The following is a 22,813-nucleotide window of genomic DNA, read 5'->3' as shown; positions in this document are numbered from 1 at the left end:
AAACTGTCCAAAATTAGAATTTATCAAAAATTATAATTACTATAAAATAAGGATAAACAAACATTTTGGACAGTTTATATAAATTAAAATTAATGAAAATCATATTTTCTATACTTATTTCCCTTTTATGTATTTTTAATTATACACAGACTATTATTACAGGGAAAGTAATCGATAAAAATACAGGGTTACCTATAGAAGGGGTAGAAATAACTACCTTAGATTCTAATAAAAATTTTACTAATTCTGAAGGAAAATATTACCTGTATTATACTGGAGGAGTTATAAATTTTAATCATTTATACTATCAGGATAAAGAAATTTCTGATATAAAAGACCATACTACTATTTCACTAACTCCACTTGAAATGACTGATATAGACGAAATAGTAGTAAAAAGCCCAAAACTTATAGTGGAAGAAGCTTTTAAAGAAATGAAAAATAATTATGTTTTATTCCCTTATTCAGAATCTTTTTTTCTCAGGGGAACAATAAAACAAAATAATGAACTACTTAGAATAGTAGACCTTACAGGACAAATCCACAGAAAAACATCATTCTTAACCTCTACAATTAAAAAAAACAAATATAAAGCTTCGGTATCCAATATACGCAAAGCTGGAAAAGTATTTTCAAGTAATAAAATAGAGTATTTTAGATTATTTACTTTAAAAGAAATACTCTATCGAGCGACACTAATCGGAATTGAATATAAAAATTACAACTTTTATAAAGGTGAAAATATTGATTCTCTTTACACTAAAATTTATTTTACTGCTAAAGAAAACACAAATAACCCCCGTGAAGGATTCTATATTATAAACAACACAGACAATGCTATACTTTCAGTTTATTACCATTCTAAAAACGATCGAAATTCCGGATTACCTTTTACTTCTAAATACGGATTTAAGTGGAGGGTCATGAACTACAATATAGCTATTTCCTATTCTTATAATTCCTCTTTAAAAAAATATACTCAATCTAATTGTGTCTTTAAATATAATGTGGAATTATTCGACAGAAATAATAAAAGAACTGTATATGATTTAGATTATCAATTACTACTTTCCAATCCTACTACCTCAGACATTACTTCCAACACCTCAGTAACCAAAGAAATTTTTAAAATTGAGGGAGCTTACAATGAGGAGTTCTGGAAAAAACAAAATCAGTTATTGCTTACTGAAGAGATGAAAAAATTTATAAACTCACTACAAGATAACAAAGAATACAAAGCCATATTAAGCAAATAAATATTATGTAAAAACTATAAATACTGCTAAATCTTTTGAATTCTATGAATCTTACCCTAAATTATCCCAAACCTTAGTAGATTTCAAGTTATTTGAATTAACTATATAAAATATTTAATCTTTTTATCTAAATCACATTTTAAAAATCTTCCCGTATTAATAAATTTAAAATAATTACTATTCCTAAGATTATTTACAGCATATTCACAAGAGAACTTTATCCTAAACAAATAAAAATAAAAAAACACTTCATTATAAATATATATAATAAAATAAGAGCATATAGATAATTTATTACAAAATAAATTATAGAATATTAATATATATTATTATTTTTGTATTATTCTAACTATTAGCTAATTTATAGAATTCAAAAATTGAATGATTGAAAAAACTTCTTATGAAAAAAAAGACAAATGGCTCAAGCCAAAGGTAAAACAAATGAAAAATTAGTATTAGAAAAATTCAAAGTTGAAGAATTGGAAAAAAGATACGAAATGGGTTGGGGAAGATTATCTCCAGCTATTATTAGCACTTCAGATGGGGAAACCCATTATGGAGGAAAATGGACAATTAATTTTTAAAAATAGATAGTTACCCAATAAAAATTCAGGCTACCTTAAAGTAGGTAGCCTCTTGTAACATAACCTAAATTAATTTTATATAAAAATGAAATTAGAATTTGTTTTCATATTATTTCTTACTCAATTATTACTTTATTCACAAAATAAATATAAAATTATTGATTTCGAAAGCCAGGCTCCTATTGCCAATGTTGAATTGAGAGGTAAAGAAATTACCTTTTTCACCAATGATGATGGAGATATAACCATACCGACTACTTTTAAAGATAGTTTATTAGTTTATCATCCTTTATATAAGCAGAAAATAATTATAGTTAATGAAGCTTTATCTAATCTGATTACCTTAACACCTATAGAAAAAACTATACCTGAAGTAATAATTGACGGGCTTTCTGCTAACAAAATTTTTAAAGATATTTTAAAAAATTACACTAAAATATACTATGATTCCCCTTCTGAATATGATTGTCTTATAAAACAAAAAGCTTTTTCAGACGGTAAACTAAATAATTTACTGATATCCCAAATGAAAATATGGACCTTATTTAATGGGTTTGATTTCTCTAAAAGTAAAACTCCGGACTCTTTCTTACAAATAAGTTTAAATTCCATACTCTATTATAAAACCAAAAACCAAGATATACAAATAAAACCTTCCGATTTTATTTTTCGTTTTTTTCTTAACAGTGAAATTTTCGGAATCTTACAAGCTACCGAAGATTCCCCGCTAAGTTCTACCTGCCGTAAGATAGAAGAAGATCTATACGAAATTACTTTTGAGTCTGACTATATTGAAAAAGAAGAACTAAAAATACGGGGAGAGATGATCTATAATTCCAAGGATAAAGCCATTACTTATTTACAGATTAAAACCCAACAGGCAAATACGTATACCGAGAAAAAAATAGACAACATACTTTATAAAGCTTATACAACCGATACCGAATTGAAATATACTTTCATAAAAAATAAAGGAAAATATATCCCTTCAAGCATGGAAATGAATTTTAAAGGATTCAAAACAAGAGAAAACACTACAAAAAATATTCCTATTACCTCAAACCAAATAATTTATTTTTCTACCTTTAATAAAGGAAAACATAAAGGATTAAAAAATAAAATAGACCTGTCTAAAAAAATAACTGACAACATTCCTGATAAAGAAAAAAATAATTCTTTCATTTTATTATCAGAGCAAGAAAAGGAATTTACAGAAATTAAATAATAATAAGCCATGAAAACCTTATTCATTTTACTCATTGCTTTTTCTTTCCATATTATTTATGGCCAAGAAATCTCTTCCCAGACCCAAAAAGAATCAATTACTTTTTTACCTGAAAATTTTATTAATACACAGGAAATACTACAATTAAACAACATCTACCAAAATAATCTTCTATACAGCGAATACTTAAAACAAAAGGATTTAAATTATAATTTAAAATATAACTATTATATTAATTATCCTTTTTATAATAAACAAAATATATATAATCCGTCAGGAGTTACAAAAGCTGAGGGTTTTTGGGTTGCAGGATTTATTCAACTGTTATCGGAAAAATTATTCCCAAAAAATAGTTTATTATAAACTTTCATACTTATAATAACATTTTTCAAGCTAACTATATGAGGTTAACTAATCCTGTTCCTAAATTCTATGAATATTACTCTAAATTATTCTAACCCTTAGTGGAATTCAAGTTATTTGAATCACTACATAAAATTTCACCTTTATATATATATTTCACTTTTTTAAAAGTCTTTCTATAGTAATAAATTGTATTAATTTTTAGTACACAGGCAGTTTTACAGCATATCCCTAAGTGGACTTTATCCCAAACAAATAAAAATAAAAGAAACTATAGTATTTTTTTTATCAAAAAATAAAAAAATAATCAATTATAATTTTATATAATAAAATAAAGTCATATATATGTAATTTATTATAAAAAAACAGACAAATAATAATATTTATTATTATTTTTACAACATTCTAATTATTATCTATTTTATAGAATATAAAAATTTAATAATTTAAAAAATAACTATTATATATATTAATTATCCTTTTTATAATAAACAAAATATTTACAATCCGTTAAGAGTTACAAAAGCTGAGGGTTTTTGGGTTGCAGGATTTATTCAACTGTTATCAGAAAAATTATTCCCGATAAATGGTTTTTAATAAATATTTGTTCATTTAAATTAATTTAAGAAAAATTATATGAGTACTACTAAATCTCCTGAATTTTATGAATATTATCCCAAATTATTCACCGCCTTTTTTCCTAATATAGATTCTGAATTAGTCAAAGAACTGTCTTCTGCGGGTTTTTTATACTACCAATCTTTATTGTTTTTAGATGCAGTTATTGATGATCATGATATAACCAAGCTAACCTATTCCCTAGCTTTTCAGGAAGAGGCTATAAAAAAACTCACACATATATTTGGACTTAATTCTATTTTTTGGAAAACCTGGAATCAAAGAAAAAAAGAATATCAGCAAGCTATTAGTATTGAAAAAGGTTTAAGTCTACAAAAATCTACAGTTTCTTTTAGCAAATACAAAAATTTAGCAGATCTCAAGGCTGCTTTTGGAAAAATAGCTATTGACAGCATGTATATTCTTTCCGGGTCTAATAATAAACAATTATATGAATCCCTTATCCAATCTCATTATTATTTTTCCATAGGCTTTCAACTATATGATGATGTGAAAGACTTTTATGAAGATTTTACCAAAGGGCAATTTAACTGGGGAGTATATCAATTAAATATTTCCCTTTTTGAAGAAGAAAGAAAATTATCTCCACAGATTCTTAATAAACTTTTTTTCATTCGTGGAATAGGCCAAAAAATATTAAAAAACTCTATACAATATTTTAAAAAAGCAAAAGCTGTTTTGGTTAAATATTCTATTTCTAGTTTATGGGAAAATACTATTTCAGATATGGCAAATACTATATCTAATTATCTGGATGAAACGGAAGGTTATTTACTTATACTGGAAAAGAAAATTGAATTGGAACAATCTGCTCTATCTCAAAATAGTTTCTTTAATTATTCTAATGTGCGAAATAAAACTATTTTCCAAGGATTGTCTTTTATTGAAAGTGATTATCGGAAAAATTATCAAGAGTTGCAACACATCATGTATCTCAGTAAAAAACAAGGTTTTACCAATTCGTCCCCTATACAGGTAAGTGATGTTTTTCAAAGGGCTATGTTAGATGATTGTTTGCTTCATATTGCTAATAAATATGCTTTAAATATTTCTGATTATATAGAAAAAGAGACTATATATTGGATAAATAAAAGACGGAAAGACAAGGTTGGGGGTTGGTCTTATTATCCGGATGTAAAAGAAATTGCTTCGGATATAGACGATTTAGCTCAGATCTTACAAGTATTTATAAAGTTTGACAAAACCCATTTAATTTCTAAATACTGTGCTAAACCAATAAATATAGCTTTAGAAGAAAGAACAGATGCTAATGGAGGAATTGAAACTTGGATTATACCTAGAAAAAATCAGACAAAAATACAACAAAAACAAGAGTATTGTAACCAAACTTTATGGGGAACGGGCCCGGATATTGAGGTAGTAGCCAATTTTATATACGCTTTACATCTTCTCAAAGATGAATCTTTTAAGAGCCAAATAAACATATCTTTACAATACGTAGTCCGTTCACAATTAAAGGAAGGCTATTGGGCTGCCCGATGGTATTATGGTGTTTATTATGGAACCTATACTGCCCTTAGAGCTTTATCTATTCAAAAAGATTTATATAAAAAAGAAATACAACAGGCTATAAATTTTATTGTTCAAAATCAAAACCATGATGGAGGTTGGGGAGATAATTCAGGATCAGATGCTTTAAATACTTCCTTTGCTCTTCTATGTTTAAAGCTATTTGATAAAGATGTATATAAAAAATATATAAATGCCGGAAAAAAATATTTAATTATTTCACAAAACAAAAACGGAAGCTGGAATGCGGTCGATTTTATTCGTCCTAAAGCCGGACAACCATATCAAAGTAAAGTTTTAACTACTGCTTTTGTTTTAAAGGCATTATCTATGTAACTTTGTAAATAACAAATTTCGTGAAATGGATGATCATTTAATTCCTAAAATTGCAGGCAATATTGAATTCACTAATTTTTCTAAGAGTGAATATCTTCTTCATGATACCATACAAAACCATTATGTAAAAATATCTAATGAAGTTTATGACTTGCTTTGTCTTATAGATGGAAAAAAGAGTATTCATGATATTATAATTGCCTATAACAACCAATATGATTTAGAACTCACAGAGGAATTTGTACACGATTTATTATACAAAAAGTTACAACCTTATGGATTACTTGAAGGTGAAAATGAAAATCTAAAAAAATATAAAAAACCCGGATATTTAAATCTTAGTTTTATAATATTTAATGAAAATTTACTAAAAAAGATTACGCCATTCTTTGGTTTCTTGTTTAAATCTAAAATTTCTATTTGTGTTATTATTCTTTGCATAGGTATTATTGGTAGTTGCCTGTACTACCACTTTGACCTTTATTCCTCTTTTAATTTGAGAAACAGTCTTATATATTTCTTTATCCTTATGGCTATGAGTACTACTTTTCATGAGATAGGACATGCTTCTTCTGCAAATTATTTTGGAGCAAAACATGGTGGAATAGGCGGAGGATTTTACTTATTTACCCCTGTATATTATGCAGATGTCACAGATGTATGGAGACTACCCAAAAAACAAAGAATAGTAGTAAATTTAGCAGGCATGTATTTTGAATTAATTTTTTGCTCTCTAATAGTTGTTTTTGCTACGCTTATTTTAAAAAATTCATTCTTAGCTGTATTAGCTTCAATTGTATGTATTAAAACTCTTAATAATCTTAACCCTTTTTTAAGAAGCGATGGATATTGGATTTTTTCAGATATTATTAATAAACCTAATCTTATGAGCCATGCAGGAAAAAAAGTGTTAAGTATTTTTTCAAAAAAACAAAAAAAATGGAAAGGAGAAGATTTTCTTTTATTTTTCTATGGGTTGATTAGTTATTCTATTATTTTATTATTTGTTTACTATGTAATTATTAAAAACCCAAATTCCATATTACTATTTCCTAAAAATCTATATAATTTTTTTAAAAATCTATTTACACGAGGAGCTGAATTTTCTTTTAGTGAATTTGCACAACTTTTGGTGCCCATGTTATTTTTTTATTTGTTATTTAATTTCATTAAAGGTTTTATTATATCTAAAAAAGATAAATTATCAAAATCTTAATTTTTTGCCATTAACCCATAAATTAAATTTATATTTGTCATCTTAAATAAGTAATAATATTTATTTTAATGTATATATAAATTATTTTATAGAATTTCATGAATTTATTTGAAAAACAATACGAGAAAATTTTACATTCTTTACAATTTGAGGATTTCACTTTTACTCTTAAAAGAATTATAGATTTAACCTTAGATACGGAAGACTTTTCTTTTTATAAAAAAACTTACAATCTTTTAGCTTGGGTAGATTATAACCAATCCAATACAGAAGAAAAAAAAGAAAAATATCTTACTATACTTCAGGAACTACACCAGTTTTTATCCAAAAAAGAAATAAAAAGCCAAAAATGTCTATTAGAAATCAATAACTTAAAAAAGTCATATAGTAAATCTCCATTTGCTTTGGGACCTATAAATTTAAAAATATCTGAAGGAGAAATTATAGGACTAGTAGGAGAAAACGGTAATGGGAAAACTACCCTATTACGGTCTTTATGTAAAGAATTAAATCCTACTGAAGGAGAAATTAAATATCATTTTACCTATTCAGACATTTATGACTTGAGAACTCAACTTATATATATACCACAGAGAACAAATAATTGGTATGGCTCTATGTTAGATAATTTAAGATTCACTGCTTCTTGCTATGGAGTAGCCAGTGAAGAAAATGAATTAATAACAGATTTAATTCTAAGCCGTATGGGACTTAGGGATTATAAAAAACTAAGTTGGAAAAACCTTTCTTCCGGTTATAAAATGCGTTTTGAATTAGCCCGTATGCTTCTAAGAAAGCCAAAATTATTACTCATAGATGAGCCTTTAGCCAATCTAGACATTATGGCACAACAAATTGTTTTAGATGACTTTAAAGCTATAGCCAAATCACCATTCAGACCATTAGGAATAGTACTAAGCTCCCAGCAACTATATGAGGTAGAGAAAACTTCCGATCAGGTTATATTCTTAAAACATGGAGAACAAAGAAATTTAAAGACTGAAACTATTGATAATAAAATACATGAGTTTATTATTGAATTTGAATCTGATTGGAATCAAGAAGAATTATATAAAACATTCCAGCAATTAAATCTTATAAAACTCCATTACAATGGTGGAACTTATATAGCAAATTTTCCTGCAACAACCTCTATAAAAAATTTTTTAGAAACAATTATTCAAGAAAATATTCCTATAAAATATTTTAGAGATATTTCCAACTCTACACGTCGTTTCTTTATTTAACTTCTAATTATTTATAACAATATTATGTTTAAAAAAACTCAAAAATATTTACTGCTTAATTACCCATTACTTTGGAATATAAAAATTCTACCTATAGGACTTACTATTTTAGGACTTAATCTTTTGTTTTTCTTTTTCGGATATATATCCGGAAAAATTGATTTCCAGGATACATCATATTATTATTATTCTTCTTTTCGAAATATGGACTTATTATACTTTATAGCCGGATTTACATCTGTTTTAACATTCATAATCTGGTTAATATTTTACTTGAAAAATAATGCCTTTAAATCTTTTTATCCGAAAAAATCTATTTCTTTGTACTATGAGTGGATTCTCATTTTTATTCTTGTAAGTGCTAATGCTCTTTATTGTTTTTCTTATAATCAGGGAATTGTATTAAGACGACAAAATCAGGTCTCCCATAAACAATTTGTAAAAGGCGTAAATATATTAGATAAAATCAGAATATTAATCCCTAAATCAGAGACATCTTATGATGAAACAGATGTAGCAAATCCAAATAATGAACATAAAGATTCTGTAGTTGCATCCCTGTTAAATTATCCTGAAAGTGAATCCTTCTCCTTTAGGTCATTTTTCTTTGCTGATTCTACAAATTTAAATACTGTAAGACAATGGTTAATTGAAGATAAAAAAGATAGTATTAAATTACTTATACAACAATACCTTGATCTACAAAAAAAACATAATTTAGAAACCAATCTAACTGCTGATAAATGGTTTGATTTAATTTATCATTACCCTGATTTTCCAATTAATCCCCAAAATCATATCGAACGCGAAAAACCTGTTTATGAGTATAGTAATAAACATGTATACTATGTACAATATAATAATCTAATTAATGGTTATCAAAAAATTAATGATAATTGTTTAGAAAATTCATTAAGTAAAACTGAACAATTATTACGCACAACCTTATATATAAGTTTATTTATATCTATCGCCTTGTTCTCATTCAGAGTAACCAGCGGTAAATCCTGGTTAATAAGCCTGGTGGTAGCAGGTCTTTTAATTTTTATTTTTGGAATAGCTGTAGCTTTTTTTGATATATTATTTAACTATGATGATGAATTTATTATAATAATGCTAGTTATTTCTTTCTGGTATGGACTATTTATTATAATGATAATTTATTTAGCCAATCTGATATTAAACCATTTACCTAAGAGAAAATCTCCTGTTATACTTAATCTCAGTATTTGGTTAATTCCTATACTCCCATTAATTTTATATTACACAAAATTTGTAGATAAATCAATTTTTAGAAATTATCCTAATTTATTTTTCTGGATAAATCTTATATTTGTTAATATTATATTTTTCTTTTTAATGAAACCTATAAAAAAATTACGTGCCTTACCTGAAGAATAATTTATTTCTGGTTTATATTCTTATTCTTATAATTAATGTATAGAAGATTTCCACTTTCTCTTCGCATTTTTTTAGTCATGATTTTAGTTGTGATTAGTACCATATTTGCTATGGGAATTATAACTTTTTACCAATACATTAAAATTGCAAAAGATTATAATAATAGAAGATTGGAAAGAAAAGAACAATTAATTATTGAAACTTTTGATTATCTTCTTTCTAACAGAAATACTAAAGCAAAAGAAGTAAAAGAAAAAATAGGCAATAAAATTTATGAAATCGCTGATATAAATAATATAGATATTAATTTTTATTCATTAGATGGTAAATTTATTTTAGGGAATAAAATACCAACTCAAAAAACTGAGTTTATTTCCAAAGAAATATTAAAAAATCTCAATAGAAATAATGATCGCATAGAAATAACTGAAAAATCACCTAATGCCAATTCCAATTCTACCTCTGTATATAGATACATATATAATAATGATTATCAACCTATAGCTATAATAAATTTCCCATATCTTCATGATGATTATTTCTTAAAAAAAGATTTTTATGATTTATTATATAGATATGTGGCTATAATGTTTATAGTAATGATAATCAGTGGAATATTTTCATGGTTTTTTTCACAAAATCTTACCAAAAGAATTAAAGAAATAGCTTATCGATTAAGTGATACCGGCGCCCTTTCACATAATCGCCCCATTCTATACAGCTATATAGATGAAATAAGTCCTTTAGTTAGTGCTTATAACACTATGTTATCTAAATTTAAACAGCAAACGGATGCTCTTATAAAGGCAGAAAAAGATAGTGCTTGGCAAGAAATGGCCAGGCAAGTGGCTCATGAAATTAAAAACCCATTAACTCCCATGAAACTGGAAATTCAAAGTTTCCAAATGAAATTCAACCCTAAAGATCCGGAAGTGGTTAGTAAGCTAAACATTCTTTTTCAATCACTAATTCAACAAATCAATACTATATCTTCTATAGCCGAGGCTTTCTCAGATTTTGCTAAAATGCCACTAAAGAAAGATGAAAGAATAAATGTAATTGAAGTGGTTAAAAATTGCTTGGAAATATTCCCTTCTCAATATTTAGTAATGGATTATTTGGAAGACTCCATTATATTAAATATAGATCCTAACTTACTAAACAGAGTTCTTACTAATCTTATCAAAAATGCTTTTCAATCAGTTCCTGAGAAAAGAATTCCAAATATTATTGTAAAAATAAGACATGATATACGTATGGTATATTTTATAATCATAGATAATGGTAATGGTATACCTGAAAAAATACAACCTAAAATTTTTACTCCACAATTTTCTACCAAAACCAGTGGTAGTGGATTAGGGCTTGCTATAACAAAAAAAATTATTGAAGAATATGATGGTAATATTTCCTTTTTTTCTGAAGTAGGAGAAGGTACTGTTTTTAAATTTGAAATTCCTAAAAATGAATAAGATTTTTCATTTTAAAAAATTCTCAATCTTACAAGCTCCATCCGTTTTTAAAGTTGGCACAGACAGTGTGTTATTAGGCTGTCTTACAAATATTAATTCCGCTCAAACTATTTTAGACATAGGAACCGGCACAGGGTTACTTTCTCTTATGTGTGCCCAGCGAAATTCTAAAGCAACCATAACAGCACTAGAATCGGAAAAAGAAGCCTTTTTACTAGCGCAAAAAAATATTTCAAATTCTGATTTTTCGTCAAGAATTACTGTTTTTAATTTAGAGTTACAAAAATTTTCTCCTTTACTTCATTTTGATTATATTATTTGTAACCCTCCTTATTTTAAAAGCACTCAACCCCATCATACTAAGCATCCCATAGCTAGACAACAATTAAAATTGGATTATAGAACCTTATTATTAAAATCAAAAATTTTACTTAATAATAAAGGAATCATGGGATGTATATTCCCACATTATGATGAAGAAGTTATTTTTTCTTTCGCAGAGTCAATACATTTATACCCTCAAAAAATTGTACGTATATCCGGCATTAAAAATGGAAAAATAAATAGGACTATAGTTGAGTTTTCTAACATAGACCCCATAAAAAAAGAAGAAAGATATTTTTATGTTGAAAAAAGTCCACGTGTATGGTCTGCTGAGTATAAAGAGCTAACCAAAGATTTTTATTTATAAAAGAATATCAAATGCATCTTCTATATGATTAATGGTCCATTTTTCTCTCTTTTTTAATAAAGAAATAATATCAAATCTAACATTTACATTCCAATCTTTATCTATTACATAATAATTAACTGCTTCAATAATTCTTTTCCTCTTTGCTGGAGTAACAGCATCTTCAGGATTTATAAAAAGATCGGAACTTCTGGCTTTAACTTCTACAATTACCAATTCTTCTTTATAAAGTGTAATTATATCAACCTCAGCTTTTTTATATCTCCAATTTTTCTCTAAAATATCATACCCTTTTGAAATCAAATAAGTTACAGCTTCATTTTCGGCTTCTTTTCCTAAATCATTATGCAATGCCATTTTTAATTCACTTTATAAGGTTCTATCATGAAAGATCTATAAAAATATAGTATATTTGCAAAAAGCAATTTATGAAAAATTTATTGTTAATAGCTATTACTATGTTCTCTTTTTCGTTATTTTTCTCTTGTGGAGAAGAAAATTTTGAACCTTACGAAATAGATAATTCCTCTCAAAATCTGAAATTATTACCTTCAGAAATTACAAAATCTTTTACAGATCCTAGTACCGGAGCTATATCTACTAGTAGTTACATTACATTAGATTATAATTCTAAAAATCAGCTTATATCTATTCAGGAAACACTTACCGGAGGATATAAAAATACCTATAACATTGCTTATGACGAAAATACCAATAATGTTACAGAGGTGTCTGTAAATTCATATAAAACGGGTATTGCCAAGTACACCTATAAATATATAGATAAAGAAAACATATTAGAAAATGTTATAATTTCCGGAGTAAATAAAACTTACACTCTTACGTTGAATAGCAAACAGCAACTGATTTCAAAAAATAATCCTGACACAGGAACAATTACTTACGGATACGATGCTGCTGGCAATTTACTTACTAAAAACAGTGACCAAAATGTTTATGATAAAACAAAAGGATGGATGAGCTCTGTACAGACACCTAATTGGTTATTTAATAATTTTGGAGAAGAATTTCCGGGAACTTTTAATTTAATCAATAATATTATTACTGATTGGGATGGAAATACATATAGTTATATTGAATTTAATCCTTCTAAATATCCGTTAAAAATTATTGTAAATAATAATACTGAGATAAATATCAAATATATTTATGTGAAATAATTTAAATTTAAATTATAAATAAAGGGAAGATTTCTAATTAGAAATTTTCCCTTTTTTATTAAATATTTTGCTATCAAAATAGTAACAAGTAATGGCCCCCAAAATATAGACTAATATATCACCCCAACTAAAAGAATTTCCGATAGCTATTCTTAATATCTTATTTTTAATTTCTAATATATCTACTATATGAAAATATTGACCAATTTCTACTAAACACGCAAAAATTAGAACTAAAAATATAAGTAATAGAGAGGGTATTTTTATAAATGCCTTTATAAAATAATAAATTAAAAATATCACTAAAAAGTCTCCGCCCCAAGGTCTTATAAAATGATCTTTTACAAAAAGACCAATAAAAATCTCAAGTAGAAAAAATAATAAGCTAAATAGAAAATCATAAATACTAAATCTTAATTTCACAAAATTTATTTTTGAAAGCTTTTCCATAGATTATCATTTTGAGGAACAGGGGCTTCTAAAAAAATTTTTATTTTTTTTACTGGATGTATAAATTCTATTTTTCTAGCTAATAAATGTATACTCCCGTCCGCATTAGATCGTTCAAAACCATATTTTAAATCTCCTTTAATAGGACATTCTATCGCACTTAATTGGGCTCTGATTTGATGATGTCTTCCTGTTTCTAAATTTATTTCTAATAATTGATAGTGATCCGATTTTTTAATTATATGATAAGTTAATATTGCTTCTTTAGCATTTTGAAATGGATGATTATATGCTATAGTTTTATTATTTTTTTCATTCTTTTTTAAATAATGTACTAAACGCTGACTTTCAGGCAAATTCTTTTTTTTTATTACTGCCCAATATGTCTTTTTAATTTCCCTTTTTTTGAGCATTTGAGTTAGGCGACTTAATGCTTTACTGGTTTTAGCAAAAATTACAATTCCGGATGTGGGTCTATCTAACCTATGTACTAAACCGGCAAATACATTACCGGGTTTATTATATTTATTTTTTAAGTAATTTTTAACTTCATCTACCAATGGAACATCACCAGTTTTATCTCCTTGTACAATTTGTCCTGATTTTTTATTAATTATAATAATGTGATTATCTTCAAAAAGTATTTGCTCTTCAAAATTCATATTGAATACAAAATATTAAAAGAATTATTTAAAAACTTTCTTCTTTATTTGGGAAATTTTTGCTTTTTACATCTTTAACATATTGTGAAACAGCTTCTGTTATTTCTTCATGAAGATTTAAGTATTTACGGACAAATTTAGGTTTAAAGTCTTTATTCATACCCAATAAATCATGTATTACCAACACCTGTCCATCAGTTTCATTACCTGCTCCTATACCTATAATAGGAATACTTAATTCTCGAGAGATTTTTTCTGCTAAATCTGAAGGAATTTTTTCTAAAACTATAGAAAAACACCCTAATTTTTCAAGTAATTTGGCATCGGAAATTAACTTTTCTGCTTCATCTAGTTCTTTTGCCCTTAGCTTGAATGACCCAAATTTATTAATAGATTGGGGAGTAAGCCCTAAATGTCCCATAACAGGAATACCTGAATTTAAAATTGATTTTATAGAATCTTTTATTTCTTCTCCTCCTTCTATTTTGATTGCTGAAGCTCCTGATTCTTTCATTATTCTTACAGCTGAATTATAGGCTTGTATAGGGTCTGACTGATATGTACCAAAAGGCAAATCTACTATTACCAATGCTCTTTTAACGGCTCGAACCACCGATTGCGCATGATAAATCATATGATCTAATGTAATAGGTAATGTACTTTCATAACCAGCCATAACATTTGCTGCTGAATCTCCAACTAATATAGCTTCTAATCCTCCTTCATCAGCAAGCTTTGCCATAGAATAATCATAAGCGGTTAACATAGAAATTTTTTCTCCGGAAACTTTCATTTTTTTTAAAGTTTCTGTAGTAATTTTTTTTAATTCAAAGTGTATAGACATAAGGATTTAATAAAATGTTTATTTTATTGTATTTTTCTCTTTTGTATTAAATTTCATTTTTATACTAAAATTAATGTCTGGATATATATTGCCTGAATCTAATTCTACCTTTCCAGAACTTTTACTATAAATGATAAATTGTTTTTCTAAATCATAAACTAAAATTCCTTTTCCTTTCCCATTTCCTGAAAACTGTGATTTGTTAATAGCTGCTTTGGTTATATAATTTTGAGTAAAGTTAAAAAAAACTTTTTTCCCCTTTATTTTCTGTAAATAATAAATAGTCGCCTCTTTCAAATCTATATTCAAATTTTCTGTTGAATAATTAATAAGTGGTGAAACAACTGAAATACTATCTCCAATTTTAATTTTTCTTTGAGAAATAATATTCTCTCGCAATAATTTCTCAATATATAAAATCAATTTTTGCTCTATATCTTTTTTTAATTGTAAGGAATCTAACGAATTTATTATGGGAGAATTTCCTAATTTGCAAAATCCTTTAAATGCTATTCCTTTTAACTTTGAATTTTCAATATTTTCTGTTTTACCTGAGATTGGAAAAGTATGATTAGGTGATAATTTACCGGTAGTTATTAATATTTTTTCTCTTTCCTTTTCTGTTTGTATAGCAGGATTTTCAATTCCATTTTTTATTATTTCTTCTAACATTTCTTTATTTCCCTGAATTTCCAATTGTATTACACACATTTGAGTAATATTTTTCTTATATATTTTATCAGGTAAATATCTAGGATTAAAATTAATAACATTTTTTTGTCCATAACACGAGAACATAAACAACTGAAAAAATAGAAATAATAATTTTATAAGATTCTTCAAAATTATTTGCTTTTTATATAAGCTATTTCAACATCCAATTTTTAGAATTTCTATGTACAAGGGAAACTCGAGTTTGAGGATATTTTTCAATTATATATAATGCTATTTTTTCTGCAGAATATACAGATCTATGTTGCCCCCCAGTACATCCAAAATTAATTTGTAAATCTGAAAATTCACGTTCTAAATAATTGTTAATTGTAATATCAATAATCTTTTTTATAGATTCAATAAATTCTGGCATATCCGTTTTTTCAACAAAAAATTCTTCAACTTCTTTATCTTTACCTGTGAGATATTTTAAATTTCCAAATCTATAGGGATTTAAAATGCCACGACAATCAAAAACAAATCCTCCCCCATTCCCAGCTGGATCTTCCGGATATCCTTTACGATAAGAAAAACTTTGAACTAAAATTTGCAGTGTTTTTTTCATGATTTATTTATTATGTCATTAATTTTATTTTCTACATCTTTATTAAATAAACTGGAAATGATTTTATATAATTCAGGATAATTTTTAATAATAGTACTTTGCCCCATCCAACATTTTAAATTATCTAATCCTAGACTTATGCTATTAATAAAATGTTCTTTTTTTTGAAACATTCCTCGAAATCCATAAGCTCCTAAAACTTGCAATAGCCTTATAAGCAAACAGTATTGATAGGCTTCTTCTAACTGATCTATGGATAAATGACTTATATCTTTAACTTTTTCTACATAATAGTATTTTAAATCTTCTTTTAATTTTACTGATAGATGAACTTTTGCTTGCCATAATAAAGACACAAGGTCATATAAAGTATTTCCTTTCATTCCTCCCTGATAATCTATAAAATACGGTTTAGATTCTTTAATCATAATATTTCTGGATTGGAAATCTCGAAATACAAAACCTTGGGGAGATAATTGTTCTATTTTTTTCCCAATTTGATAAAATTCATGCAATAATTTATTATTAGAATAGGGTATTTCCAAAGGCATAAAAAAATAAAATTTAAAATAATTTAAATCATTAAAAATTATATTTCTATCAAACCTACAAAAATCATAACATTGTGAATAATCTATTTTTTTGGATACTTTAAATTGTAGTTTTATTAAGTCATCTAAGGATTGTTCATATAATTTTTTAATTTTTATATTTTCTCCTTCTTGATTTACTATTGAAAATAAATTTTGATTTCCTAAATATTCCTGTAAATAAATATCCAAATCAGCGTCTACTTTCAAAATTTCCGGTACAGGAATACCTTCTTTTTTGAATATTTTAGAAAAATATAAAAATGTTTGTGTTTCTGCTATATTACTACTAAATGTTAATATAAAAAATACTTTATTAAACTTTATTTTAAAATATTTTCTATCTGATGCACTGTTTGTAATAGGTGAAATTTCATATTCTCTGGAATTAAAATATGAGAATAAAAATTTATGCACTTTTTCTAATATTTGTTCCTGATCCATAATAAAAATAAGTGCAATTTAAACATAAAAAAATGATATACCTTGTTATATCATTATCAATGACATATATATTTTATTGAAAAATTTAATTATGAATTATAATTTACTTAAGATAATTTAGAAGTATCTACACTAAATTAATATTTTATGAGAATTCTTAACTACTTAAAATGAACGAACACTTTTTCTTTTAAATACTTTATTTATGTCAGTAATAATAAAAAACTGATTACAGAAGTGGGTTTATTATATTATATAATTTCAATTATATAAACTATAATCAGAAAATTATCTTTTCAAAAAAAATTAAAGGGGAAGTCTATAAAATTAACTTTCTTGGTAAAAGAAAAAATATACTAATAAAAGAATCCCTACAATGATTCTATACCATCCCCAAATTTTAAAGCCAAATTTTTTTATTACTCCTACAAAAAATTTAATAGCAAAAATAGCTACTATAAAAGCTACAAAATTTCCTAATAAAAAAACACCTAATTTATCGCTATTGGATGCTAATATTTCATAACCTCTCATTTCTATATTTCCCTCTTTCCATTTTTTTAAAGTAAGTGAATATACAGTTACAGCCAACATAGTAGGTACAGCTAAAAAAAAGGAAAATTCAGCTGCAACTTCTCTAGTTAATTTTTGTTGCATCCCTCCGATAATGGATGCTGCTGACCTACTGGTTCCTGGCATCATTGCTAAACATTGCCAAAAGCCTATAACTACAGCTTGTTTGATAGAAATATCTTCTTCCTTGAAAACAGTAGGTTTTTTAAAATATTTATCTATAAATAATAATATAAAACCTCCAATTACCAAGACTATGGCTATGGGGATAGGTTTTTCTAAAATTGCATCTATTTTATCACTAAATAATTTTCCTAAAATCAAGGCTGGTATAACCGCACAAACTAATTTGATATAGAAATTAAGTTTTTTAAAATCAAAGAATTTTTTCCAGTATAATACAACAACAGCTAATATGGCACCAAATTGTATACAATATTCAAACATTTTTAAGAAATTATCTTCCTGAATACCTAAAATGGAACTGGTAAAAATCATATGAGCTGTAGACGAAACAGGCAAATATTCAGTAAGACCTTCTACAATAGCAATGATTATTGCTTCTACGGTACTCATAAATTAAGAATTTTCTTTTTTAGTTGAACTTGTCATTATAGCATAAACCTCTACGATAAAACCAAGCACAATAAAAATAGGAGCTAAACGTATTCTTCTAAAACTAAAAATATCTTCATTCCAGTTATTTTTATCATATACTCCATTTATTGTATTGGCATCTGGGCCTGTCATTAATAATAATCCTAGTGCAATCAATCCAACTCCTATAAACATATATATATAATTTTTCTTTCCAAAAAGAAACATTTTTGAAGTCTCGGAAAGTTTTTTTTGATCTGTTTTTTTCTTCATTGGTATCTTTTTTCAATTTGCTAATTTATTGCAAATTTAGGAATAATATAAATCATCTAGTTTTAATCTTAAAAACCTCCAGGTAGCTAACCATGTGCTGAGGGTAGTAATTAAAACTCCTAATATTAAGATAAACAAAAATAAAAGTATATAATTGCTATATTCTACTATAGGAGGTAAAATATTATAATGGATTAAACCGTAATTTACACCAGAAAGCAATATTAATGCTATAACTGCCCCTATAGAACCTAATACAATGGCTTGCCCTAAAAAAGGTTTCATAATAAAAAAGCGTTTAGCTCCTACTAATTGCATGGTTTTAATAATAAATCTTTTAGAATAAATTTTAAGCCTTATTGAATTATTAATTAAAGAAACAGAAATAAGTAGAATAATTACTGCAAGAACTGAAATACCAATAGTAATTTTGTTAACTCCTTTATTCATTTGTGATAAAAGTTGACTATCAGACTTTACTTCATCTACAATTTTACTTTTTTGTAATTGATGTTTAATTGTTTCAATATGTGTAGAATCTATATATTCAGGCTTTAGTGCTACTGTTATAGACGCAGGAAATATATCTTCTTCAAATAAGGCTTCAGAATCTACTCCTAAATCTTTTTTAGCTATTTGGACTGCTTGTTTTTTAGATATATATTTTGCTGATTTTACGTAGGGATTTGTTCTAACAGTATCTAAATATAATAACTGAGATTTTTCATTTTTCACCAAATCTTTTTTATCTTTTTCATTTTTAAAAAACACCTCAATTACCATTTGTTCTTTTAAATAATCAATATATGAATTTGCATTAATAATAATCATTCCAATAATTCCAATCAAAAACAATACAAGAGATATACTTATAACCACTGTTACGTTTGATGAACGCAATCTATTCTTATTAATCCTATCTAATTTTGAAGCCATATTTATAAAATATTTGCTAAAGTATAAAATCCTAATATATTTTAATGTAATTTTGACTATAAAAAATTGTTAAAAACTATTAACATTGAGAGTTAAACCTAAAAAACATTTAGGTCAACATTTTTTAAATGACCCAAATATAGCTTCTAAAATTATAAATTCTTTAACGTATGCAAACTACCTGAAAGTTTTGGAAATAGGTCCGGGAATGGGTGTTTTAACTGAATTTTTGCTACAAAAAAATATTGAAACTTTTGTTTCTGAAATAGATACCGAATCAATTGAATATCTTCTAATCCACTATCCACAATTAAAAAACCATATTGTAGGAGATTTTTTAAAACTAGATATACCCTCGCTTTTTAATCAATCTTTGGCTATAATTGGTAATTTTCCATACAATATTTCTTCTCAAATTATTTTTAAAATATTAGAAAATAAATCTTTGATCCCTGAAATGGTAGGCATGTTTCAAAAAGAGGTTGCAGAGAGAATAGTAGCTGCTAAAGGAAATAAAATATACGGAATATTATCGGTTCTTACACAGGCTTATTATAAAACTGAGTATCTTTTTACTGTACATGAACATGTGTTCATTCCTCCGCCTAAGGTTAAATCTGCTGTCATAAGGTTAACCAGATATAGAGATACCATTGAGGGAATAGACAACAATCTTTTTATAAGAATTGTTAAAGCAGGATTTAATCAGCGCAGAAAAACATTAAGAAATGCCCTCAAATCTTTGGCTATTCCTGAATATTTGAGCAATCACAATTATTTATCTTTAAGAGCAGAACAATTATCTGTAGATGATTTTATTAAATTGACAGAAATGTGGCGCCAAAAATAAACTTGTTATTTACCAGATTTTTTCCCATCTTTGATTAATAATAAACACCTTATAAAATGAAAGGAAAAATATTGTTTTTATCAATAATTGTATTATCTTCAATCATATCTTGTAACTCTAAAGAAAAAGATAATGTAATGCCTAATAATGATAAAGAAGTTCTTTCAAATGTTAAAGTTATTAATAAACTAGACCCTGTTTGTCAAATGCCAACTTCCAAACATTTAAAAGATACTCTTACTTATGATGGTAAATTATATGGATTTTGTAGTTCCAATTGTAAGGAAGAATTTAAAGCAAATCCTAAGAATTTTATAAAATAATTTTTAATACATTATATAACTCTTATCAGATAATATATTTTTCTTTATTAAAATTAAATATATTATCTACATCATTCGCTTTTTCATGAATTAAAAATTCTATTGAATTTCTGCATTAATCTTTCCATTTTATGATTTTTGAGTTAGCCTTTTATAAGTGGGATCTAAAGTTTTATCATTAACTGAAATTTTAAACAAAATATATATAAATCACCATTAATATTTTTCTTTTGTGTACAACTAACACTAGTAATTCTAAATATTAAAATAAAGACAAACCAAATCTTATTTTTCATTTTGTTTTTTTATTTCTTTCAAATCTATAATATATTTCTCTGTTCTCTTATTATAATTTATTTATAGAAAAATATTTAAACATCTATACTAATTTAACTAGAAATCTCAAACACTTATATACAGCTATAAAAAAATACAATTATTAAACTTTTAGTATATATAATTCCTTCATAAATTTGAATCTTTAATACTAAAAATAACAAATTAAAACATGAATGATTTTATAGCCGCACGCTCACAAATGGCGCTATCCTTAGGCTTCCACATCATCTTTTCCTGTATAGGAATGGTAATGCCAATTTTTATGGCAATATCTCACTACAAATACTTAAAAACAGGCGATGAAATATATAAAGGAATTACTAAAGCTTGGAGCATGGGTATTGCAATACTATTTGCTACAGGAGCTGTATCCGGTACCATGCTCTCATTTGAATTAGGTTTATTATGGCCTAAATTTATGAAACATGCCGGACCAATTTTCGGAATGCCTTTTTCATTAGAAGGAACTGCTTTTTTTGTTGAAGCTATTGCTTTGGGGTTTTATCTTTATGGATGGAAGAAACTAAATCCTTGGTTTCATTGGTTCACCGGATTATTAGTAGGTATAAGCGGATTAGCTTCAGGAATATTGGTTGTTTCTGCAAATGCCTGGATGAATAGCCCTGCAGGATTCGATTATATAAATGGTAAATATTTAAATATAGACCCAATAAAAGCAATGTTTAATGATGCTTGGTTCTCACAGGCCTTACATATGATTATAGCAGCTTTTGTTGCTACCGGTTTTGCGATTGCGGGTATTCATGCACTTATGATCCTTAAGAGAAAAAACATTAAATTCCATTCACGAGCCTTTAAAATAGCCGCTATATCGGCATCTATTGCTGCTATATTGCAACCTATAAGCGGAGATATTTCTGCTAAAGATATAACCCAAAGACAACCAGAAAAACTAGCGGCTATGGAGGCACACTTTAAAACAGATTCTGCATCTGCATTAATTATTGGTGGTATTCCGGATGTTAAGAACGAAAAAGTAAAATTCGCAGTTAAAATACCTGGATTTTTAAGCTTTTTAGCCCATGGAAATTTTAAAACTCCAGTGAAAGGTCTTTCAGATTTTCCTAAAAATGATAGACCTCCTGTTTCTATCACTCATTATTCATTTCAAATTATGGTATTTTTAGGTGTAATACTCATGATTCTTGGCTTTATTTATCTTATAGGAATAATTAGGAAAAAACAATGGGTTAATAATAAATATTTACTAAAATTTTTTGTTATTGCTACTCCTTTGGGGTATATAGCATTAGAAGCCGGATGGACAGTTACAGAGGTTGGACGCCAACCATGGATTATATACAAGGTTATGAAAACGGCAGATGCTGTTACCCCCATGCCGGGAATAGCTTATTCATTTTATTTATTTACAGCTATTTTTATCTCTCTGTCTTTAATAGTTGCTTTTCTCATATACCGTCAAATTAAAATGGTTCCAAAACTTTACGACCCAACTGACAAAAATTATATCTTAAATAAAAAGTAAAAATT

General features: G+C 26.5%; 24 protein-coding genes. 14 read left to right on the top strand and 10 right to left on the bottom strand.

Annotated elements, in window-relative coordinates:
- The first annotated feature begins 92 nt into the window (after window positions 1–92).
- From C4S77_RS11170 to C4S77_RS11130, 10 genes are all read left to right on the top strand, one after another.
- Window positions 93–1,256: a peptidase associated/transthyretin-like domain-containing protein gene (locus tag C4S77_RS11170; RefSeq protein ID WP_105247616.1), complete on the top strand. Its 1,164-nt coding sequence runs from the start codon at window positions 93–95 to the stop codon at window positions 1,254–1,256.
- Window positions 1,257–1,672: 416 nt separating this feature from the next.
- A complete protein-coding gene (locus C4S77_RS13070) occupies window positions 1,673–1,840 on the top strand; it encodes a hypothetical protein (protein WP_181042881.1) in 168 nt (55 codons plus the stop codon).
- Window positions 1,841–1,925: 85 nt separating this feature from the next.
- A complete protein-coding gene (locus C4S77_RS11165; protein WP_105247615.1) occupies window positions 1,926–3,065 on the top strand; it encodes a hypothetical protein in 1,140 nt (379 codons plus the stop codon).
- Between the two features lie 9 nt (window positions 3,066–3,074).
- Window positions 3,075–3,428, top strand: a complete 354-nt coding sequence (locus C4S77_RS11160; protein WP_105247614.1) for a hypothetical protein — start codon at window positions 3,075–3,077, stop codon at window positions 3,426–3,428.
- A 636-nt stretch (window positions 3,429–4,064) separates the two neighbouring features.
- A complete protein-coding gene (locus C4S77_RS11155; RefSeq protein ID WP_105247613.1) occupies window positions 4,065–5,933 on the top strand; it encodes a prenyltransferase/squalene oxidase repeat-containing protein in 1,869 nt (622 codons plus the stop codon).
- A 25-nt stretch (window positions 5,934–5,958) separates the two neighbouring features.
- Window positions 5,959–7,149 (top strand): zinc metalloprotease, encoded by a 1,191-nt coding sequence (locus C4S77_RS11150; protein ID WP_260209932.1) that lies wholly within the window; start codon window positions 5,959–5,961, stop codon window positions 7,147–7,149.
- A gap of 98 nt (window positions 7,150–7,247) precedes the next feature.
- Window positions 7,248–8,396 (top strand): ABC transporter ATP-binding protein, encoded by a 1,149-nt coding sequence (locus C4S77_RS11145; RefSeq protein WP_105247612.1) that lies wholly within the window; start codon window positions 7,248–7,250, stop codon window positions 8,394–8,396.
- Window positions 8,397–8,420: 24 nt separating this feature from the next.
- Entirely contained in the window at window positions 8,421–9,797 is a 1,377-nt protein-coding gene (locus C4S77_RS11140) for a hypothetical protein (RefSeq protein WP_105247611.1), read from the top strand.
- 77 nt (window positions 9,798–9,874) lie between these two features.
- Complete coding sequence (locus tag C4S77_RS11135) at window positions 9,875–11,269, top strand: sensor histidine kinase (protein WP_181042880.1); 1,395 nt, start codon at window positions 9,875–9,877, stop codon at window positions 11,267–11,269.
- Complete coding sequence (locus C4S77_RS11130) at window positions 11,262–11,960, top strand: tRNA1(Val) (adenine(37)-N6)-methyltransferase (protein WP_105191685.1); 699 nt, start codon at window positions 11,262–11,264, stop codon at window positions 11,958–11,960. The genes C4S77_RS11135 and C4S77_RS11130 overlap by 8 nt, the downstream gene beginning before the upstream one ends.
- Here C4S77_RS11130 and C4S77_RS11125 read toward each other — a convergent pair.
- Complete coding sequence (locus tag C4S77_RS11125) at window positions 11,955–12,317, bottom strand: YraN family protein (RefSeq protein WP_105191687.1); 363 nt, start codon at window positions 12,315–12,317, stop codon at window positions 11,955–11,957. The two genes, C4S77_RS11130 and C4S77_RS11125, sit on opposite strands and share 6 nt — an antisense overlap.
- 71 nt (window positions 12,318–12,388) lie before the next feature.
- On the opposite strand from C4S77_RS11125, the gene C4S77_RS11120 reads away from it, so the two are divergent.
- Complete coding sequence (locus C4S77_RS11120; RefSeq protein ID WP_105247609.1) at window positions 12,389–13,141, top strand: RHS repeat protein; 753 nt, start codon at window positions 12,389–12,391, stop codon at window positions 13,139–13,141.
- 33 nt (window positions 13,142–13,174) lie between these two features.
- Here C4S77_RS11120 and C4S77_RS11115 read toward each other — a convergent pair whose 3' ends face one another.
- From C4S77_RS11115 to C4S77_RS11075, 9 genes are all read right to left on the bottom strand, one after another.
- Window positions 13,175–13,591: a ribosomal maturation YjgA family protein gene (locus C4S77_RS11115; RefSeq protein ID WP_221405125.1), complete on the bottom strand. Its 417-nt coding sequence runs from the start codon at window positions 13,589–13,591 to the stop codon at window positions 13,175–13,177.
- Window positions 13,570–14,253: an RluA family pseudouridine synthase gene (locus C4S77_RS11110; RefSeq protein WP_105247608.1), complete on the bottom strand. Its 684-nt coding sequence runs from the start codon at window positions 14,251–14,253 to the stop codon at window positions 13,570–13,572. The genes C4S77_RS11115 and C4S77_RS11110 overlap by 22 nt, the downstream gene beginning before the upstream one ends.
- 28 nt (window positions 14,254–14,281) lie before the next feature.
- The gene (panB, locus tag C4S77_RS11105; RefSeq protein WP_105247607.1) at window positions 14,282–15,097 is read right to left on the bottom strand and encodes a 3-methyl-2-oxobutanoate hydroxymethyltransferase; all 816 of its coding nucleotides are present in this window, start codon (window positions 15,095–15,097) and stop codon (window positions 14,282–14,284) included.
- 18 nt (window positions 15,098–15,115) lie between these two features.
- A complete protein-coding gene (locus C4S77_RS11100) occupies window positions 15,116–15,808 on the bottom strand; it encodes a hypothetical protein (RefSeq protein WP_146106110.1) in 693 nt (230 codons plus the stop codon).
- A gap of 154 nt (window positions 15,809–15,962) precedes the next feature.
- The gene (locus tag C4S77_RS11095; protein WP_181042879.1) at window positions 15,963–16,376 is read right to left on the bottom strand and encodes a RapZ C-terminal domain-containing protein; all 414 of its coding nucleotides are present in this window, start codon (window positions 16,374–16,376) and stop codon (window positions 15,963–15,965) included.
- Window positions 16,373–17,410: an aminoglycoside phosphotransferase family protein gene (locus tag C4S77_RS11090; protein WP_105247604.1), complete on the bottom strand. Its 1,038-nt coding sequence runs from the start codon at window positions 17,408–17,410 to the stop codon at window positions 16,373–16,375. Before C4S77_RS11090 ends, C4S77_RS11095 begins: the two co-directional genes overlap by 4 nt.
- Before the next feature lie 327 nt (window positions 17,411–17,737).
- On the bottom strand, window positions 17,738–18,559 hold the full coding sequence (locus C4S77_RS11085) for an undecaprenyl-diphosphate phosphatase (protein ID WP_105191703.1): 822 nt from the start codon (window positions 18,557–18,559) through the stop codon (window positions 17,738–17,740).
- A gap of 3 nt (window positions 18,560–18,562) precedes the next feature.
- On the bottom strand, window positions 18,563–18,853 hold the full coding sequence (locus C4S77_RS11080) for a DUF3098 domain-containing protein (protein WP_105191705.1): 291 nt from the start codon (window positions 18,851–18,853) through the stop codon (window positions 18,563–18,565).
- Window positions 18,854–18,889: 36 nt separating this feature from the next.
- Window positions 18,890–19,789, bottom strand: coding sequence for a cell division protein FtsX (locus C4S77_RS11075; RefSeq protein WP_105247603.1), 900 nt, complete (start codon window positions 19,787–19,789; stop codon window positions 18,890–18,892).
- 85 nt (window positions 19,790–19,874) lie between these two features.
- On the opposite strand from C4S77_RS11075, the gene rsmA reads away from it, so the two are divergent.
- The 3 genes from rsmA (at window position 19,875) to C4S77_RS11060 (ending at window position 22,808) form a co-directional block, all read left to right on the top strand.
- On the top strand, window positions 19,875–20,639 hold the full coding sequence (rsmA, locus tag C4S77_RS11070) for a 16S rRNA (adenine(1518)-N(6)/adenine(1519)-N(6))-dimethyltransferase RsmA (protein WP_105247602.1): 765 nt from the start codon (window positions 19,875–19,877) through the stop codon (window positions 20,637–20,639).
- A 56-nt stretch (window positions 20,640–20,695) separates the two neighbouring features.
- Window positions 20,696–20,962 (top strand): YHS domain-containing protein, encoded by a 267-nt coding sequence (locus C4S77_RS11065; RefSeq protein ID WP_245915765.1) that lies wholly within the window; start codon window positions 20,696–20,698, stop codon window positions 20,960–20,962.
- 508 nt (window positions 20,963–21,470) lie between these two features.
- Window positions 21,471–22,808, top strand: coding sequence for a cytochrome ubiquinol oxidase subunit I (locus tag C4S77_RS11060; RefSeq protein WP_105247601.1), 1,338 nt, complete (start codon window positions 21,471–21,473; stop codon window positions 22,806–22,808).
- Window positions 22,809–22,813 lie beyond the last annotated feature (5 nt).

It is taken from the genome of Apibacter adventoris, assembly GCF_002964975.1.
Taxonomy (GTDB): Bacteria; Bacteroidota; Bacteroidia; order Flavobacteriales; family Weeksellaceae; genus Apibacter; species Apibacter adventoris.
This window is presented reverse-complemented; position numbering and strand designations above follow the sequence as displayed.

Excerpts from the sequence above, each read along its gene's own strand:
- C4S77_RS11170 (WP_105247616.1), top strand. The coding sequence starts at position 93 with ATGAAAATCATATTTTCTATACTTATTTCCCTTTTATGTATTTTTAAT.
- C4S77_RS13070 (WP_181042881.1), top strand. The coding sequence starts at position 1,673 with ATGGCTCAAGCCAAAGGTAAAACAAATGAAAAATTAGTATTAGAAAAA.
- C4S77_RS11165 (WP_105247615.1), top strand. The coding sequence starts at position 1,926 with ATGAAATTAGAATTTGTTTTCATATTATTTCTTACTCAATTATTACTT.
- C4S77_RS11160 (WP_105247614.1), top strand. The coding sequence starts at position 3,075 with ATGAAAACCTTATTCATTTTACTCATTGCTTTTTCTTTCCATATTATT.
- C4S77_RS11155 (WP_105247613.1), top strand. The coding sequence starts at position 4,065 with ATGAGTACTACTAAATCTCCTGAATTTTATGAATATTATCCCAAATTA.
- C4S77_RS11150 (WP_260209932.1), top strand. The coding sequence starts at position 5,959 with ATGGATGATCATTTAATTCCTAAAATTGCAGGCAATATTGAATTCACT.
- C4S77_RS11145 (WP_105247612.1), top strand. The coding sequence starts at position 7,248 with ATGAATTTATTTGAAAAACAATACGAGAAAATTTTACATTCTTTACAA.
- C4S77_RS11140 (WP_105247611.1), top strand. The coding sequence starts at position 8,421 with ATGTTTAAAAAAACTCAAAAATATTTACTGCTTAATTACCCATTACTT.
- C4S77_RS11135 (WP_181042880.1), top strand. The coding sequence starts at position 9,875 with ATGATTTTAGTTGTGATTAGTACCATATTTGCTATGGGAATTATAACT.
- C4S77_RS11130 (WP_105191685.1), top strand. The coding sequence starts at position 11,262 with ATGAATAAGATTTTTCATTTTAAAAAATTCTCAATCTTACAAGCTCCA.
- C4S77_RS11125 (WP_105191687.1), bottom strand. The coding sequence starts at position 12,317 with ATGGCATTGCATAATGATTTAGGAAAAGAAGCCGAAAATGAAGCTGTA.
- C4S77_RS11120 (WP_105247609.1), top strand. The coding sequence starts at position 12,389 with ATGAAAAATTTATTGTTAATAGCTATTACTATGTTCTCTTTTTCGTTA.
- C4S77_RS11115 (WP_221405125.1), bottom strand. The coding sequence starts at position 13,591 with ATGGAAAAGCTTTCAAAAATAAATTTTGTGAAATTAAGATTTAGTATT.
- C4S77_RS11110 (WP_105247608.1), bottom strand. The coding sequence starts at position 14,253 with ATGAATTTTGAAGAGCAAATACTTTTTGAAGATAATCACATTATTATA.
- panB (WP_105247607.1), bottom strand. The coding sequence starts at position 15,097 with ATGTCTATACACTTTGAATTAAAAAAAATTACTACAGAAACTTTAAAA.
- C4S77_RS11100 (WP_146106110.1), bottom strand. The coding sequence starts at position 15,808 with ATGTGTGTAATACAATTGGAAATTCAGGGAAATAAAGAAATGTTAGAA.
- C4S77_RS11095 (WP_181042879.1), bottom strand. The coding sequence starts at position 16,376 with ATGAAAAAAACACTGCAAATTTTAGTTCAAAGTTTTTCTTATCGTAAA.
- C4S77_RS11090 (WP_105247604.1), bottom strand. The coding sequence starts at position 17,410 with ATGGATCAGGAACAAATATTAGAAAAAGTGCATAAATTTTTATTCTCA.
- C4S77_RS11085 (WP_105191703.1), bottom strand. The coding sequence starts at position 18,559 with ATGAGTACCGTAGAAGCAATAATCATTGCTATTGTAGAAGGTCTTACT.
- C4S77_RS11080 (WP_105191705.1), bottom strand. The coding sequence starts at position 18,853 with ATGAAGAAAAAAACAGATCAAAAAAAACTTTCCGAGACTTCAAAAATG.
- C4S77_RS11075 (WP_105247603.1), bottom strand. The coding sequence starts at position 19,789 with ATGGCTTCAAAATTAGATAGGATTAATAAGAATAGATTGCGTTCATCA.
- C4S77_RS11065 (WP_245915765.1), top strand. The coding sequence starts at position 20,696 with ATGAAAGGAAAAATATTGTTTTTATCAATAATTGTATTATCTTCAATC.
- C4S77_RS11060 (WP_105247601.1), top strand. The coding sequence starts at position 21,471 with ATGAATGATTTTATAGCCGCACGCTCACAAATGGCGCTATCCTTAGGC.